15 protein-coding genes and 2 pseudogenes are annotated in these 14,524 nt (G+C 72.1%); 6 read left to right on the forward strand and 11 right to left on the reverse strand.

What is annotated here, in order from left to right:
• Positions 1-171 precede the first annotated feature (171 nt).
• From AC5WS8_RS08835 to AC5WS8_RS08860, 6 genes are all read right to left on the reverse strand, one after another.
• On the reverse strand, positions 172-1,080 hold the full coding sequence (locus tag AC5WS8_RS08835) for an SCO2400 family protein (protein WP_496102736.1): 909 nt from the start codon (positions 1,078-1,080) through the stop codon (positions 172-174).
• Positions 1,081-1,478: 398 nt separating this feature from the next.
• Positions 1,479-1,982: a hypothetical protein gene (locus AC5WS8_RS08840; RefSeq protein WP_496102737.1), complete on the reverse strand. Its 504-nt coding sequence runs from the start codon at positions 1,980-1,982 to the stop codon at positions 1,479-1,481.
• On the reverse strand, positions 1,966-2,457 hold the full coding sequence (locus AC5WS8_RS08845) for an RNA polymerase sigma factor (protein WP_496102738.1): 492 nt from the start codon (positions 2,455-2,457) through the stop codon (positions 1,966-1,968). The genes AC5WS8_RS08840 and AC5WS8_RS08845 overlap by 17 nt, the downstream gene beginning before the upstream one ends.
• Before the next feature lie 86 nt (positions 2,458-2,543).
• Positions 2,544-3,155, reverse strand: coding sequence for a class F sortase (locus tag AC5WS8_RS08850; protein ID WP_496102739.1), 612 nt, complete (start codon positions 3,153-3,155; stop codon positions 2,544-2,546).
• Positions 3,152-3,580 carry a sortase-dependent protein gene (locus AC5WS8_RS08855; protein WP_496102740.1) on the reverse strand — a complete coding sequence of 143 codons (429 nt, stop codon included), beginning with the start codon at positions 3,578-3,580 and terminating at the stop codon, positions 3,152-3,154. The genes AC5WS8_RS08850 and AC5WS8_RS08855 overlap by 4 nt, the downstream gene beginning before the upstream one ends.
• Before the next feature lie 634 nt (positions 3,581-4,214).
• Entirely contained in the window at positions 4,215-4,982 is a 768-nt protein-coding gene (locus AC5WS8_RS08860; protein ID WP_496102741.1) for a TetR/AcrR family transcriptional regulator, read from the reverse strand.
• 247 nt (positions 4,983-5,229) lie between these two features.
• Between AC5WS8_RS08860 and AC5WS8_RS08865 the strand changes: the two genes are divergently transcribed.
• The 3 genes from AC5WS8_RS08865 (at position 5,230) to AC5WS8_RS08875 (ending at position 7,534) form a co-directional block, all read left to right on the forward strand.
• The gene (locus tag AC5WS8_RS08865) at positions 5,230-5,982 is read left to right on the forward strand and encodes an SDR family oxidoreductase (RefSeq protein ID WP_496102742.1); all 753 of its coding nucleotides are present in this window, start codon (positions 5,230-5,232) and stop codon (positions 5,980-5,982) included.
• A gap of 190 nt (positions 5,983-6,172) precedes the next feature.
• Complete coding sequence (locus AC5WS8_RS08870) at positions 6,173-6,910, forward strand: flavodoxin family protein (RefSeq protein ID WP_496102743.1); 738 nt, start codon at positions 6,173-6,175, stop codon at positions 6,908-6,910.
• An 87-nt stretch (positions 6,911-6,997) separates the two neighbouring features.
• Complete coding sequence (locus tag AC5WS8_RS08875; RefSeq protein WP_496102744.1) at positions 6,998-7,534, forward strand: MarR family winged helix-turn-helix transcriptional regulator; 537 nt, start codon at positions 6,998-7,000, stop codon at positions 7,532-7,534.
• A 482-nt stretch (positions 7,535-8,016) separates the two neighbouring features.
• Here the strand turns inward: AC5WS8_RS08875 and AC5WS8_RS08880 are convergent, their stop codons facing one another.
• The 4 genes and pseudogenes from AC5WS8_RS08880 to AC5WS8_RS08895 all read right to left on the reverse strand — a co-directional run bounded on the left by AC5WS8_RS08880 (position 8,017) and on the right by AC5WS8_RS08895 (position 10,708).
• Positions 8,017-8,220 (reverse strand): cold-shock protein, encoded by a 204-nt coding sequence (locus tag AC5WS8_RS08880; protein WP_007383480.1) that lies wholly within the window; start codon positions 8,218-8,220, stop codon positions 8,017-8,019.
• Between the two features lie 228 nt (positions 8,221-8,448).
• Complete coding sequence (locus tag AC5WS8_RS08885; RefSeq protein ID WP_496102745.1) at positions 8,449-8,787, reverse strand: MerR family transcriptional regulator; 339 nt, start codon at positions 8,785-8,787, stop codon at positions 8,449-8,451.
• A gap of 220 nt (positions 8,788-9,007) precedes the next feature.
• Positions 9,008-9,150 (reverse strand): annotated as a pseudogene (locus AC5WS8_RS08890) (MOSC domain-containing protein); the annotation flags it as partial.
• A gap of 115 nt (positions 9,151-9,265) precedes the next feature.
• Positions 9,266-10,708 carry a helix-turn-helix domain-containing protein gene (locus tag AC5WS8_RS08895; RefSeq protein WP_496102746.1) on the reverse strand — a complete coding sequence of 481 codons (1,443 nt, stop codon included), beginning with the start codon at positions 10,706-10,708 and terminating at the stop codon, positions 9,266-9,268.
• 186 nt (positions 10,709-10,894) lie between these two features.
• Between AC5WS8_RS08895 and AC5WS8_RS08900 the strand changes: the two genes are divergently transcribed.
• Both AC5WS8_RS08900 and AC5WS8_RS08905 read left to right on the forward strand, forming a co-directional pair.
• The gene (locus AC5WS8_RS08900) at positions 10,895-11,620 is read left to right on the forward strand and encodes a DUF4232 domain-containing protein (protein WP_496102747.1); all 726 of its coding nucleotides are present in this window, start codon (positions 10,895-10,897) and stop codon (positions 11,618-11,620) included.
• 407 nt (positions 11,621-12,027) lie between these two features.
• A complete protein-coding gene (locus AC5WS8_RS08905) occupies positions 12,028-13,434 on the forward strand; it encodes a phosphatase PAP2 family protein (RefSeq protein ID WP_496102748.1) in 1,407 nt (468 codons plus the stop codon).
• Between the two features lie 125 nt (positions 13,435-13,559).
• On the opposite strand, the pseudogene AC5WS8_RS08910 reads toward AC5WS8_RS08905, so the two are convergent.
• A pseudogene (locus AC5WS8_RS08910) lies at positions 13,560-13,871 on the reverse strand (MerR family transcriptional regulator); the annotation flags it as partial.
• A gap of 87 nt (positions 13,872-13,958) precedes the next feature.
• On the opposite strand from AC5WS8_RS08910, the gene AC5WS8_RS08915 reads away from it, so the two are divergent.
• Positions 13,959-14,333, forward strand: a complete 375-nt coding sequence (locus AC5WS8_RS08915; RefSeq protein ID WP_496102749.1) for a GvpU-like protein — start codon at positions 13,959-13,961, stop codon at positions 14,331-14,333.
• Positions 14,334-14,524 lie beyond the last annotated feature (191 nt).

The following is a 14,524-nucleotide window of genomic DNA, read 5'->3' on the forward strand; positions in this document are numbered from 1 at the left end:
TACTGGCACGAGCACACGGTTCGATCACGGTCTCCCCCGTCCGGTGATCGCGGGGTGACGACCCGGCCGCACAACTGCCGTGTGTCCGGCACTCCTTGACCCACTCAGCAAACCGCCCGCCCGCAGGAGCGCGGGGGGCGGTGAGGTGCCGCGGTCCGGGTTCGCCGACGGTCAGCCGAGGCAGACGACGAGCAGGCAGAGCTGCGACGGCGAGGTGGCCGCCGGAGGCGAAGCGGTCTGCGAGGTGCCCGAGGTCGTGCCGCCGCTGCCGCTGCCGCTGCCGGATGCCGGGGCAGATGTCCCGGTGGAGGACGATGCGGCGGAGGACGATCCGGTGGAGGACGAGGAGCCCGTCCCCGACTGGGACCGAGAGGTCCCCGTCGGGTGGGTCGAGCCGGTCGTGCCCGTGCCCGCCCCTCCTGTCGTGCCCGTCGTGCGGGTCGTTCGGGAGGAGGTGGCCGCGTCCTGCTGAGCGGCCGGCGTGGTGGGGGTCGTGACCGGCGTGGACCGGCGGGCGAGCTCGGCCGCGGGGGACTGCGCGGCCGGGGCGTGCGAGGCGCGGGCCGCGCCGGAGCGCGAGGTGCCGGAATGGAGTGATATGGGGGTGCTGTACTGCGACGTCGGTTCCTCCGCGCCGCCGAGGGCCGACGCCTCCGGAGCCGGGGCAGCCTGGGCCCGGTCGGTGGTGTGCCGGTCCATCGAGGCCACGGTCAGCCCGCCTCCGACGAGGGCCACGGCGGTGGCCACCAGCGCCTTGCGCTGGGTCTTCTTCCAGCGCGCCGTTCGGCGCCGCCGCGCGGCACGCCCTTCCGGCCTGCGCACCGGGTCTGTCGGGTCGGCGGGCGGGGGGCCGGCCGGCGGGGCCCCGTCGATGTCGGTGGCGGTGCCGATGTCCGGGGCCGTGAACTCCCATGCCGCGGTGGCCGCCGTCGCCGCGGTGGCCGGGGGTGCGGTGGCGGCCGGGTCCGGGAGTGTGCGGCCGTGGCTGGTGACCGGGGCGATGTCGGGGGCGTAGGCACCGCATCCCGGGCACACCAGGGCGCCGTTGAGATGTCGACGACACGAGGAGCAGTAGTCCATTGCGGTCTTCCTGTGTTGGTTCGCCGCCGCCCCGCCGGGCCGCGTTCGCACCTTGAAATCGAACGGCTTGCCACGCTAACGGGGCCATCGAAAGACGGTGTGCAGGCTGTGTGGGGCTCGTGGGGGGATTCTCCGGCGGCCTTGCAGGGGTGCCCTCAATGCCCTGCGGACCGGGGGGCGGTGACGGTGACCCGCAGACGCTGCCTGTCAGGGCTCTGGGCCGTGTGGGCCTCGAGCGCGGCACGGATCCCCGACTCGACGGCGCCCTCGATCCACGGCGGCCGGACCGAGGTGCGGTCACCGGCGAAGTGCAGCGGTGCACCTCCACAGGGGATCAACGGTGACCACCTGAGCGTGCGAGCGCGTCCCGGCCGCGCCACCGCCCGCCGTGCGCCCTTTCAGGCCGGTGGCGTGGTCGGTGTCGCCGACGGTTCCAGCCGTGGCGCGGTCGGTGTCGCCGACGGCTCGGGCCGTGGCGCGGTTCGTGTCGCCGACGGTTCCCGGGCGGCCGTGGGCGGGCCGCTCGGGACGCCGGAACCGCCGGGTCGGGGAGCCGTGGCGGGGGCCGTGGCGCTGTCCCCGGGCGACGCCTGCGGGGAGGGCGACGCCGACGGGCCGGCGGGCATCGGACGACCGCTGGGGGGCGGCGGTGCGAGAGGGACCGACGGGGGCGCGGGTGCCGTGGGCGTCGTCGGGTGGAGCGGCAGGGCGACGAGGACCGCGACGGCGGCGGTGACGCCGGCCCCGGCCGCCGCCCGGAGCAGCCGGCGGCGGGCCGCGGCGCGGCGGATCGTGCGGAAACGGTCGGGGGGCGGGCCGAGGCGGTCCGAGGGCGGCCGCAGGATCACCGTGAGGGGGTCGTCCGCTTCGAACTCCGCGCCGTCGTCAGAGTGTGTGGTCAAGGCTTCTCCTCAGGTGGACGCGGAGCAGTTCCCGGGCCGCGTGCAGGTCGGCCTTGACGGTTCCTTCCTTGCGCCCGGTCAGCGCGGACACCTCCCGGACCGGCATGTCAGCGTAGTAGTGCAACAGGATCGGGACGCGCAGTCGCTCCGGCAGCGACTGCACCAGCAGGCGCACCGAGGGGTCGGCCTGTTCGGGGTGGGAGCGGACGGCGGCCTCCGTGCCGGCGCGGTGCACGGCTCTGCGCTCGCGCTCCAGCTTGCGCCAGTGGTCCCGGACGAGGTTGGCCGCCGTGACGTAGAGGAAGCCTCGGGGCTCCTCCACGGACGTCCAGCGGGCCCAGAGCCGGGTGAACGCCTCCGAGGCGATCTCGTGCGCCGTCTCGTCGTCGTCGACGAGACGGCGGCACCAGCCGGCGAGGCGTGGATAGACGGCGGCGAACAGCTCGGACGCGGCCTTCTCACGGGACCGTTTCAACGCTCTCCATGGTCGTGGGGCACTCGCCGGGTAGGACCCCCGGCCACCGGCGTACGTTCCGGCGGCCCGGGATCCGTCCCGGCGGGTCAGGGGGTGGCGGTGGTCAGCGCGGCGAAGACGATCACGTTGTCGAGGTAACCGTTGCCGCTCCGGGGACCGCCGCAGGTGATCAGCCGCAGCTCCGGGCGGTCCACGTTCCCGTAGACCTCGTCCGCCGGGAAGTCGGCCTTGGCGACCGTCCGTACGGCGCCGACCGCGAACACCGCCGCGGTTCCGTTCTCCAGGCGCGCCACGATCCGGTCGCCGCGGTGCAGCGCCGCGAGGTGACGGAAGACCCCGTCCCCGTAGCGGCCGACCGTGACATGGCCGAGGATGACCGACGGCCCCGCCTGTCCCGGTGTCGGCGAGTGCCGGTACCAGCCCGCCCGGTCGTGCGCGGTGACCGGCGGCACCTGCACCGTGCCGTCCTGGGCCAGCCCCAGCTGCATGAGCGGGGTGTCCACCCCGATGGCCGGGATCTGCAGCCGGACGGGGGCCGAACGCTCCAGCGCGGGTGCGGCTTGCGCGGAGGCCGAGGCAGACGGTGGCGTGCTGCCGGGACGGGTGGCCGGTGCCCGGTCGGCCCGGGGGCCGCCGCAGCCCGTGAGCAGCACGGCCGTCGCCGCGGTGGCGAAGGCGCGCCTGGAGAACGGGGTCATGCCCCGGTCGCCCGTCGGCGACGCACGACGTACACCGCCGCGCCGCCTCCGACGAGCACCAGGCCGGCGCCCCCGCCGATCAGTCCGGGCCACGCGGACCGGGAGTTCCCCGCCGTCACACCGGTGTCGGGCGCGCCCTTGGGGACGACGGAGACCTGGTTGCGGTCCTTGGCCGGCGCGGTGGTCGGGACCGCGCTCGCGGCGGTCGGCGCGGCGGTCGGGACCGCGCTCGCGGCGGTCGGCGCGGCGGTCGGGACCGCGCTCGCGGCGGTCGGCGCGGCGGTCGGCGTGGGCCCGGTGGACGGGGAGGCGGTCGCCGCGGGAACGGTCGGGGTGGGGGACGCCCCGTGGGCGAACGCGGGCACGGGGCCCGCCAGCACGGCGGTGCACGCAAGTGCCATGGAGCTGAGGACAGTTCGGCGCATCGAATCGCTCTCTCTCGTCGGTCCGCCCGGTCGCGGCGGGCTGAGTCACGGATCGAGCGGAGAGACGAAGCGGCACGGCAGCGGGTTGTAAAGAGAAGGCAAAGCCGTCGGAGCGCCGGGCCGCGACGCGGTGGTGCACTCGATCGCGGCGAGGGCGGTGCGGGCCGACCTGCCGACTCCCCGATCGCCGACGAGCCGGCCGGCCGCCTTCATCGCACCGGCCGCCCAGAGGGCCTCCGGCCGGGCGCCCGCGCCGAGTGGTGCGGTGGGCGGGAGTCGGGACGGTCCCGGCCCGACCTGCGTGGACACCCCGGCGCACGGGGGGCCGTACCGGGGCTGACGGCCGTCACCGGGCGGTCATGCCGCCTGACCGGGGGCGCACCTGTCGCCGCTGCGGCGGCAGCGGGCCGCGATCCCCCGCACGACGACAGCCCCTCGTCCGGCGCCGACCCGATCCGCCTCACGCCGATCGCCGCAGCGACGCCCGGCGCGCCCCCGGAGCCGAGCGCACCCGGTCGGCAAGGCCCCGAGGTTCACCTCCGGCGGCGTCCCGCGCAGGGCCACCGGCACCACGGCCGAAGGCGGCGCCGTCTCCCCGACGCCCGGCGGGCTCAGGGCGGGAGGAACCCCCGCTTCACTCTCCGAGCCCGGCGGCACCGGCTTCCCGATCGTCCTCGGCGGCGATGCGGTCCAGCCACTCGCCGAGCAGGGCGCGCTCCCCGGAGGTCAGGGACCGTACTCCGTCGTCCATCAGGGACTTGAGGGCGACGGCGTGCACGGCCGCGGGGTGGGCCCCGGCACCCGGCCGGGCGGCGACGTCGTCGGCCGGGGCGAGCACCGAGTCGAGCACCGCTTCCCGGACGCTGTCGGACAGACCTTCGTAGTCCGAGAGCCTGCCGTCGGCCTGGGCGGCGACGAGGGTGAGCGTCACCCCCATGCCCGAGGAGTGGATCATCGCCGCGGCGGCCTCGACGCCCGTCCGCAGCCGGCCGGCCTTGGCCACCCGTTCGACGATGCGCAGCAGCACCTCGTGGGCGTCACCGGTCACCGCGAACTGCTGGCCGGGCCGCGGTTCGGTGTACAGCAGCCTGTAGAGCGCGGGATTGGACAGTCCGAAGGCCACGTGCATGTCCCAGCCGTCCCGCAGCTGCCGCACGGGGTCGCCGTCCTCGCCCTGGGCCTGCTTGGCGGCCAGATAGGACGCGTATCCGCGCCGGGCCACCTCGTCGAGCAGTCCCTGCATGTCGCCGAAGTGCCGGTAGATCGTCTGCGCCTGCACACCGGCGGCAGCGCTGACCGCGCGGGTGGACACCGCCTCCCGTCCGCCCTCGGCGAGCAGGGCGGTCGCGGCCTGCAGGATCCGCTCGCGGGGGTGCGCCGTCTTCGTGTCGACCGTTGCCATGCGATCGATGATAACGCTTGTATTGAATCAGTGATGTGTTAGCGTTGATATGTCAGCTCGGTTAGCGCCGATATGGCGGCGGCCGGTGACACGCACGCACCACGCCTCCTCGTCCGACCTCGTCCCGAGCTCGCGAACGCTGACCCTCACGGCCGACACCCATATCCACCGAAGCCCGAACCCCCACACCCCACCGAAGCCCGAAGCCCGAAGCCCGAACCCTCACACCCACCGAAGGACGATCACCATGACCGACAACCACACCACGGCCACCACGACCCGCGTCGCCCTGGTGACCGGAGGTTCCGGCGGCATCGGCCGTGCCGTCGTGGAGCGCCTCGCCCAGGACGGCATCGCCGTCGGCGTGCACTACGCCGGCAACAAGACCCGCGCCGACGACACGGTCGCCGCGGTCGCCGCGGCGGGCGGCCGGGCGATCGCGGTCGGCGGTGACATCGCCGACGAGCACGCCATGGCCGAGGCGTTCGATGCCGTGGAGCGGGAGTTCGGGGGCATCGACGTCGTCGTCAACACGGCGGGCATCGCGCTGCTGTCGCCGATCGCCACGCTGGACCTGGACGACCTGGACCGGATGCACCGCACCAACATCCGCGGCACCTTCGTGGTCTCCCAGCAGGCGGCCCGGCGGGTGCGCGCCGGCGGCGCGATCATCAACTTCTCGACCTCGGTCACCCGCCTGCAGTTCCCGGGCTACGGCGCCTACGCGGCGAGCAAGGGCGCGGTCGAGGCCATGACCCTGGTCCTGGCCCGCGAACTGCGCGGCAAGGACATCACCGTCAACGCCGTGGCCCCGGGTCCCACCGCCACGCGCCTGTTCCTGGACGGCAAGGACCAGGCCGTGATCGACAACCTGTCCAAGGCGGCTCCGCTGGAGCGCCTGGGCACGCCGGAGGACATCGCCGAGGCGGTCGCGTTCCTCGCCGGCCCGGCCCGCTGGATCAATGGACAGGTCCTGTACGCCAACGGCGGCCTGGCCTGACCACCCGGTGGGACGCCCGTCCGCCCGGCCGCCCGTCGGCCGGGGTGGCCGCCGACGGGTTCCGCCGGGGCCATTCGGAGGCGTTGTGGTGGCGGCCGTCAGGGGCGGCCCGCAGCCTGGATCCGAGTCCCGGAACGGGATGTGGACGCGCCGCCGAGCGCCGTGCGGCGCAGGGTTCCGGGAGGACCGTGTGACCGCTTCGCCGTCCGCCGCCGACGCACCGCCGGCCCGCTACGACGACCTGAGCGCCCTCGTGATCAACTGCACCCTCAAACGCTCGCCGGAGCCCAGCAACACCCAGGGGCTGATCGACCGCAGCACCGCCATCATGGAAGCGCAGGGAGTACACGTCGATGTCCTGCGGGCGATCGACCACGACATCGCCACCGGTGTGTGGCCCGACATGAGGGAGCACGGCTGGGAGAGGGACGCGTGGCCGGAGTTGTACCGGCAGGTCCTGGCGGCCGACATCCTCGTGCTGGCCGGCCCCATCTGGCTGGGCGACAACAGCTCCGTGACGAAGCAGGTGATCGAACGCCTCTACGCCTGCTCCAGCCTGCTCAACGAAGCCGGACAGTACGCCTACTACGGCCGCGTCGGCGGCTGCCTGATCACCGGCAACGAGGACGGCGTCAAGCACTGCGCCATGAACGTCCTCTACAGCCTGCAGCACCTCGGCTACACCATCCCTCCGCAGGCGGACGCCGGTTGGATCGGCGAGGCAGGACCCGGACCCTCCTACCTCGACCCCGGCTCGGGCGGCCCCGAGAACGACTTCACCAACCGCAACACCACCTTCATGACCTGGAACCTGCTCCACCTGGCCCGGGCCCTGAAGGATCTCGGGGGCATCCCCGCCTACGGCAACCAGCGCACCGCATGGGACGCCGGCTGCCGTCGCGACTACGAGAACCCCGAACACCGGTAGGGACGCGCGACCGTCGCGCTCATGCGGAGGGAAAATGTGTTCCCGTCGGGTGAGTGGGCCGCCGATGTGACGAGGTAGAAAGGACGCATGCCGGAACGCAGGAACCCCGAAGGGGCCATGGACGACGTCGACGCGGTCACCCGGGCGGTGCTGACAGCTTCGCGGCTGCTGGTGGCGGTCTCCGCCCGCTCCCTCGCCGAGGTCGAGGAGCGGGTGACCGTGCCGCAGTTCCGGATGCTGGTGGTGCTGTCCATCAGGGGGGCCACGAAGCTGGTCGCGCTTGCGGACCTGCTGCAGGTGGCGCCGTCGACGGCGATGCGCATGGTCGACCGGCTCATCGCGGCCGGACTCGCCGACCGGCGGGCCAACCCCGACAACCGGCGCGAGACCCTGCTGCAGCTCACGGAGGAGGGGCGGCGCATCGTCGAGGACGTCACCGCCCGGCGCCGTACCGCGCTCGCGGAGATCGTCGAACGGCTCCGTCCGACGGAGCGGCTGGCGCTGGTCGAGGCCCTCAACGCCTTCAACGAGGCGGGTGCCGAGCCCCCGGCGTCCACGGCGGACGACCTGGAACCGCACCCGCTGGGCTGGGCGATGGACGAAGCGGTGGCGCGCGAGGGGTGACGACCCGTACGCATGTACGGAGGCGACGGCATCGGCTCTCGGCGACTGTCATCCCGCGCTCGGGGAGGCCCGTGGGGGCGTCGACGGACGGGCCCGTCGATCGACCGTCGGCAGCAGCTCCGTCAGGGTGACCGGCAGGGCGAAGTCCTGCCGGCGCGGGGTGGAGCAGTGCGCGTACGAAATCGGCCGGAACTGCCACGGGTACGACGGTTCGGCTCATCCGGAATCTCCTCGAGGCGGCGCATCCAGGAATTCCGTCCGGCGGTGGACGGCCGCACAAGGATTCACGAGGATGAGTCGAAGGAAGAAGAAATGAAAATCCGGAACTCCGGCACTCTTGGCGCGCGGCGCGACGGGCCGCGTGGGTCCGGAAATCAGGAAAAGAAATGAGCCGGGGAAAAGAACTGGGGCCCGCACCCCATGAGTGCGGGCCCCAGCCCCATGATGCGCGAGCCGATGACTCGCGACGGTTCGCGTCAGCGTCAGGCGGGAACGATGTTCTCGGCCTGCGGGCCCTTCTGGCCCTGCGTGACGTCGAAGGTCACCTTCTGGCCTTCCTGAAGCTCGCGGAAGCCGCTGGTGGCGATGTTCGAGTAGTGGGCGAACACGTCGGCGCCGCCGCCGTCCTGCTCGATGAAGCCGAAGCCCTTTTCCGCGTTGAACCACTTCACGGTGCCAGATGCCATATTGAATCTCCCTCGGAGGGCAGTGCCGGACTCCGCACTTTACGGAGCCGAGTCGCCGCGATGATCATACCTCCGGAAAGATCCGGAAAGCTCTGCAAAGAAAAATCTCCGGCAACCAAAACTGCAACTGTTATCACGGTAACACAGGTCGGGAGAAGCGGCCACGCGTTTCCGTGTTCGTCCGGCGATTCTCATCCCGCTGGAGTCTGTATATCTGTACTGGCGAGACTAGATATGTGTGCGGCGCTGGTCCGGTGTCCGGTGCATTTCCCGGTTCAGGCGGCGCGCGTCGTCGAGCTGGTCCTCGAGGAAGACGATGCGGCACGCCGCCTCGACGGGGGTGCCCTGGTCGACCAGCTCACGGGCGCGGGCGGCGATCCGCAACTGGCGGCGGGAGTAACGGCGGTGACCGCCCTCCGAACGCTGGGGAGTGATCAGTCCGGCTTCACCGACGGCCCGTAGGAATGCGGGGGTGGTACCGAGAACGTCGGCGGCCCGTCCCATGGTGTAGGCGGGATAGTCGTCGTCGTCGAGGTTGTCGGCGGCAGGGGCGGTCTCAGCGGGCATGACACCTTCGTTTCGGGGACGTGGCCGGGGACCTCGAGGTGGGCGGCACCCGTGCTCCGACGGATTCCTCACCATCTGCGTCGTGCGCCAACCCTAACGCCGGCGGGACAGGACATGTGGTCTCGCTGTGACAGACTTCCCCCTCCCCGCGCACTCGGCGTGCGAAGCGGCCCCGCTCCGGTGCCGGCTCCGCGGCGCGGTCGCGGTTGCTCGGGGGTCGGACCCGGTCCAGCGGCCGACCGGGCCCCTCGGGAAGCTCCACCTCGATCCATCGCCCGGGCGGACCACACCACCGACCCTCACCACGCTCATGATTCCGGCCTTCCGCACGACGTTGCCCTCCTCGTCGCGGCCGACGACCTGTTACAGCAGACCGTGTTCGACGCGGCTCGACCGGGGCGAGGAGGCGACGCCGGGTGCACGGCGTGGGGCCGGTCTGCGGCGTCAGCGGTCGGCCGCACGCTGCGCCGGGTCCCTGTCAGCTCTCCCGTTTGATCCACTCGCTGCCGCCCAGCGGGTAGTCGTAGCCGGGGCGGTCCGCGTCGGCACTCGTGCGGAACGGGGTCCCGCCGGCGTCGATGTGGACGGTGCCGCGGCGGCCGCCGCTGGACCAGTCCAGGGTGAGGTCCCACCGGACGTCGTGCGCCGCCGTGTGGGCGGTGACGTAGAAGACCTCGGGGTCGGACTCGCTGACCTTGTAGGGGAAGTCGCGCTGGCCGTTCTTGACGGCGACCGTGGGGCTGCCGTTGTCGAGGTCGACGTCGAACGACGCGGTGTCGACGCCACCGCCGCAGCCGACGCCCATCGAGTAGTCGTTCCAGGCGAGGGGAGCGCCCTTGCTGAGGACGCGTACGTGCAACGCCTCCAGGACGACGGTGTCCGCGCCGGTGCCCTGGACGGTGAGGGCGACCCGCTGTGCGCCCGAGGACACCGCCCCGTACGCGGCGGCCCACCGCGGGGCGTCCTGCTCGTTCGCCGGCGGACCGACCTGCTCGGGTCCGCTGTCGACGAGGAAGTGCTGGCTGCACGGGTTGTCGTAGACGTAGGGACGGGTGGCGACCGTGAGCGGGACGGCTCCGGTGGGCTGGGATCCGCCTTCCTTGCCGCCGTCCTCCGGAGTACCGCGCCCGGCGCCCTCGGACGCGGTGGCGGAGGCGGTGGCGGAGGGTGATGTGGACGGCTTGTGCCCCTCCGCGCTCGGGGACGGGGCGGCGGACCGCCTCCCGGCGTCCGCCGTGCCGGTGGTCCCGGCGGAGGCGCCGGCCGTCTGCCGGGCACCCGTGTCCTTTCCGTCGCCGAAGGTCGGACGCACGGTGAGCGTCACGGCTCCCAGCACGGCGGCCACCGCGACGGAGGCGATCAGCAGGGTGCGGCGACGACGGGGGCGAGGCCGCGGCGCGGACCCGTGCGGCACGTCGACGACAACCGGCTCACCGTTGTGGCCCTCGCTCCGGCCGGGCGATGCCGGTGAGCCGGGACCCGCCGTTCGGACCGTTTCCGGCGCATCGAAGGCATCGGCAGCAACGGCAGCATCGTTGGTGGCGGCGGCATCGACCGCGTCGGTCCCCTGGGCCGCCTCGACGGAATCGGTGGAACCGGTGGAAACGGTGGAACCGGCCCCCTGAGCCGGCCCCGCCGTCGCGGCCTGCTCCGCCCTGCGCCCTCGTGCCGCGTCCGCCAGGATCCAGCGCCGGTGCAGCTCCACCAGTTCCTGCGGCGTTGCCCGGCAGACCCTTGCGAGGCGCTCCACCGGTGCGTACTCGATCGGCACGGCGGTGCCGTTGCAGTAGCGGTGCAGCGTCGACGTACTCATGTGCAGCCGCTTGGCGAGCGCCCCGTAGCTCAGTCCGGAACGGTCCTTGAGTTCGCGCAGCAGCCGCGCGAACTCCTCCGTCTCCTCGGCACCTGTTGCCTCCCGCACCCCTGCCTCCGTCCCCCCATGTTCCAGTCGCCCGTTCCAGGGCCACCGCCTTCTCCCCGGTCAGAGCGCGTTTCGGCGTTCCAGCGTCCCCAACTGCCCGCCATGCGTGGCGGTTGGGACGGATCACCGCACAAGCTTCGGTCATCCAATCACCACCCCCCCGAACACCGAAGGGACACCGCCCACATGTCCAATCCCGGAACCTCCCGCACCCGTCTCCTCGGCGCCGCCGCGACCGTCGTTCTCGCCGCGCTCTCCCTGACCGCGTGCAACGACGGAACAGGTGTCCGCGATCAGGGGGCATCGGCGGCCGGCACCACGACCGTGGACTCCTCTTCCGACGCTTCTTCCCCCGACTCGAACTCCAACTCGAACACCGGCTCCGGCTTCTCCTCGCACGCCAAGCCCGGCACCGCCGCTGCCGCCACCACCACGGGGCCCCGCACGCACACTTCTGCGTCGAAGGCGCCCGGCTCCCCCGGCAAGCCGGTCACCTGCGAGGCGTCCAACACCCGGACGGTCGCGGCCCCGCTGAACCGACCCGTGAACCACATGCTGCTCACGGTGACCAACACCGGTGGCAGGAGCTGCTACCTCTACGGCTACCCGGCCGTCCGCTTCGGCGAGGCCCAGGCCGTGCCTCCGGTCATCGAGGACTCCCAGCCGCAGGCAGTGGTCACCCTCAAGCCGGGCGAGTCCGGCTACGCCTCCGTCAGCCTGGCCGCCACCGACGGCAGCGGCTCGAACGGTCACACCGTGAAGTCCCTGACCGTCTACTTCCACGGCCGCTCCGGATACGAGAGCGTCGGCGCGGGCGCTCACCCGGCGCTGCCCTCCAGGGGTGTCTACGTCGACGACTCGCTCAAGGTCACGTACTGGCAGCAGTCGATGGACGACGCCATCGACTGGTGAGGCCTGAGCGCGCTCGGACAAACGTGGCCCATCGACCGAGGATGCGTACCACAGGCCCATTGACCTGCACAGATTCGCTGTGCTTCCCTCGGCGGACGGAACGCCTGGAGCACAGGTGGCATTCAGGGGGATCAAAGGCGCATGAGGTGTCCCAGGACGTCCAGCGCCCATTCCCGGAGCCGGCGCGTGAGGCGTGGCGAGACGGCGTGGCGAGACGGCGGTGAGAAGGCGGTGGGGCCACGCGTTCCGTGCCGCACCGGGAACGAGGCCGGAACCCGGACTGTGGTCCTTCCGTCTTGCCCTGTCGGACAGGCTGTTCTCGTGGGGGAAGAAAGCGGCCCCGACCGGAAGGTGACGAACGGAACCCAGCCCGACCTTTGACCACCATCTAACAAATCGGCCGAAAATTGATACGCATACCAACGCGGGTTCTCCCGCGAACAGTCAACAGAAGCACGTCCTCCGGGTGGCGCCACCCACGGGCGGGACTCTGGGCCCTGGCGGCTGTCGTGGTCCTCGGTTTCCTCGTCGCGATGGAGATCGCCGCGCATCGCTACGGCCTGCCGGGGCCGGTCACCAATCAGGCGCGAGAGGTCGTCTTCCCCCCGAAGTCGGGCTTCCTGCTGTACGCCGGCATGGCGTTGATGATGGTGGTGCTCACCTGGCGGCAACGGTTCATCGCGGCTGGTGCCGCGATCGGCATCGACGTCGCCTTCTCGGTCGTCCGGTGGGCGGTCGGCGCCGAGGTGACCGGCGGCCACCCCTTCGGCAACGGCGCGCTGTGGGTGATTCTGGGCTGTGCGGTCATCGCCGTCACTCGCCGCACCGGCCAGGAACGGGTCCTGCTGCTGAAGGGCGTCGGGCTGGGCCTGCTGCTGGTGGCCGGCCGCAAGGCCGGCGACACCTGGCTGCTCATCACCTCGAGGACCCGCCCAACGGTGCTCGACCAGTACGTGGCAACCGCCGATCACGCGTTGGGCAACCCGTCGTGGCTGGTGGGCCGGATCGTCACGGCCACCGGCCCGATCGGCTTCAATCTCCTCGACATCGTCTACGGCCAGCTCGCCGTGGCCGCGGTCGTCGTCGCCCTGTATCAACTGCGCGACGTGGCGGCCGAACGCCGCTTCCCGCGCCATCATCTGGTGCGCACCTTTCTGGTGATCGGCGTCCTGGGGCCCGCCATCTACATGATCTTCCCGGTGGTCGGGCCGGTCTTCGCCTACGGCACCGGTGCCGAGCACTGGGCGACGGTCAGCCTGTGGTCGGAAACGCCGCCGGTCGGCCACTGGGCGGTGCCCGACCTGTGGCCGCAGACGCCGCCGCCGATCCATTCCCCGCACCCCGTGTCATACGACGAGATCACGCCACGGAACTGCATGCCCAGTCTGCACACGGCCTGGGCTGTCACGATCTTCGTCCATTCCCGGAACGCCCCACGGTTTCTGCGCCTCGCAGGCACCTTCTGGCTCGTTGCCACGCTCACCGCAACGCTGGGATTCGGCTACCACTACGGCGTGGATCTCATCGCCGGCGTGGTGTTCGCGCTCACGATCGAGGCAGCCCTGCGCTCGTTCGACCGCGGTTGGGACCGGTCAGGGGTCCAGCTGGTCGCTTACGGTGCGACGGTCTTCGCCGCGCTCTTGGTGTCCTATCGTTGCCTGCCGTTGGAGATGGCCACGTACCCGTGGGTGTCCGCGCCACTTCTCCTCCTGGCGATGGCCTCGGTGGTCCTCGGCTACGTACGGACCGCCGCACTGTGGGAACCGAGGGCCGCACCGGCACGGCCACCGGAACCGCAACCCGAGCCGATCTGAACGCGACCACCTGCAAGAGAGGCAGGCACTGCTGCCGTTGACGCCGAGATGGTCACGTCGCCACCGGCGCCGGCCCACGCTCCGGCCGGGCAATCGGATCCGGACATGGCCGACTGGCGCCCTTCGCCGGCGGCACGGCGGTACTCGGCGTTGACGCGCTGCGCTTCCTCCCACCGGTCCTCGAGGATGACGACGCGGCACGGGGCCATGATCGGGGTCCCCTTGCCGACGAGCTCGCGGGCGCGCGCGGCGATCCGCAGTCGGTGGCGGGAGTACCGGCGATGTCCTCCCTCCGAGCGGAGCGGAGTGATCGGACGAGCCTCACCGAGGGCTCGGAGGAAGGCCGGGGTGGTGCCGGGCATCTCGGCTGCCCGGCCCATCGTGTACGCGGGGTCGTCGTGGTCCGGACGATCAGTCAGAGGGCTGTCCGGCGTCATGTCGGCTCGCTGTGCAACGCGTCGAGGGGCCCTGGTGCCGTACGGCACCAGTGCCCGTACCGGGTGGGCCGCATAAGCTCTGCTGTCATGTCGAATGCTGATGAGCTGCTCGTCGCCATCTCCGCCGCGGTGGAGTCCGAGCGAAGCAATCAGATGTCGCTGACCGTGGTCGTCGGCGGCGCCGTCATCACCGGCCGGCTGGCTCCCGAGGCCGTGTGGAGGGAGCGGGTGGCGGAGGTACTGATGGACTCGGACCGTCTCGGCCCGTTCTCGGAGGTCTTCACGCGCGGCCCGCGAGGGAACCGGACCGGTCGCGGCGAGGCGCCCACGCATCTGCACTTCCATCTCGCCCGGATCCTGCAGGGAAGCCTCGGCATCCCGGAGACGGGCGGTATGTACCGAGTCGCGATCAAGGACGTCAGCGCATGGACCGTAGGTGATCTCAGCTACGTCGATCGGTGAGACGGCTGTCTCCGGCCCGCAGCCCGGCCCGCAGCTTCCGAGCGGACGGCGACACAGCGGGGGGCTCTGCCCACGCGCGTCGGCAGGGCCCCCACCGGAAGCGCGAAGCCGACGCCGGCCATCCGGTCGGCGTCGGCGAGAAGCGTTGGCCCGACGTCGGTGAGCCGGCAGTCCCGTCCGCCGATGGCACC

The organism is Streptomyces sp. PTL18 (assembly GCF_059510295.1).

What these genes read in the sequence shown, in the direction of transcription:
- AC5WS8_RS08835 (WP_496102736.1), bottom strand. Translation starts at nt 1,080, where the DNA reads ATGGACTACTGCTCCTCGTGTCGTCGACATCTCAACGGCGCCCTGGTG.
- AC5WS8_RS08850 (WP_496102739.1), bottom strand. Translation starts at nt 3,155, where the DNA reads ATGACCCCGTTCTCCAGGCGCGCCTTCGCCACCGCGGCGACGGCCGTG.
- AC5WS8_RS08855 (WP_496102740.1), bottom strand. Translation starts at nt 3,580, where the DNA reads ATGCGCCGAACTGTCCTCAGCTCCATGGCACTTGCGTGCACCGCCGTG.
- AC5WS8_RS08860 (WP_496102741.1), bottom strand. Translation starts at nt 4,982, where the DNA reads ATGGCAACGGTCGACACGAAGACGGCGCACCCCCGCGAGCGGATCCTG.
- AC5WS8_RS08865 (WP_496102742.1), top strand. Translation starts at nt 5,230, where the DNA reads ATGACCGACAACCACACCACGGCCACCACGACCCGCGTCGCCCTGGTG.
- AC5WS8_RS08875 (WP_496102744.1), top strand. Translation starts at nt 6,998, where the DNA reads ATGCCGGAACGCAGGAACCCCGAAGGGGCCATGGACGACGTCGACGCG.
- AC5WS8_RS08880 (WP_007383480.1), bottom strand. Translation starts at nt 8,220, where the DNA reads ATGGCATCTGGCACCGTGAAGTGGTTCAACGCGGAAAAGGGCTTCGGC.
- AC5WS8_RS08885 (WP_496102745.1), bottom strand. Translation starts at nt 8,787, where the DNA reads ATGCCCGCTGAGACCGCCCCTGCCGCCGACAACCTCGACGACGACGAC.
- AC5WS8_RS08900 (WP_496102747.1), top strand. Translation starts at nt 10,895, where the DNA reads ATGTCCAATCCCGGAACCTCCCGCACCCGTCTCCTCGGCGCCGCCGCG.
- AC5WS8_RS08915 (WP_496102749.1), top strand. Translation starts at nt 13,959, where the DNA reads ATGTCGAATGCTGATGAGCTGCTCGTCGCCATCTCCGCCGCGGTGGAG.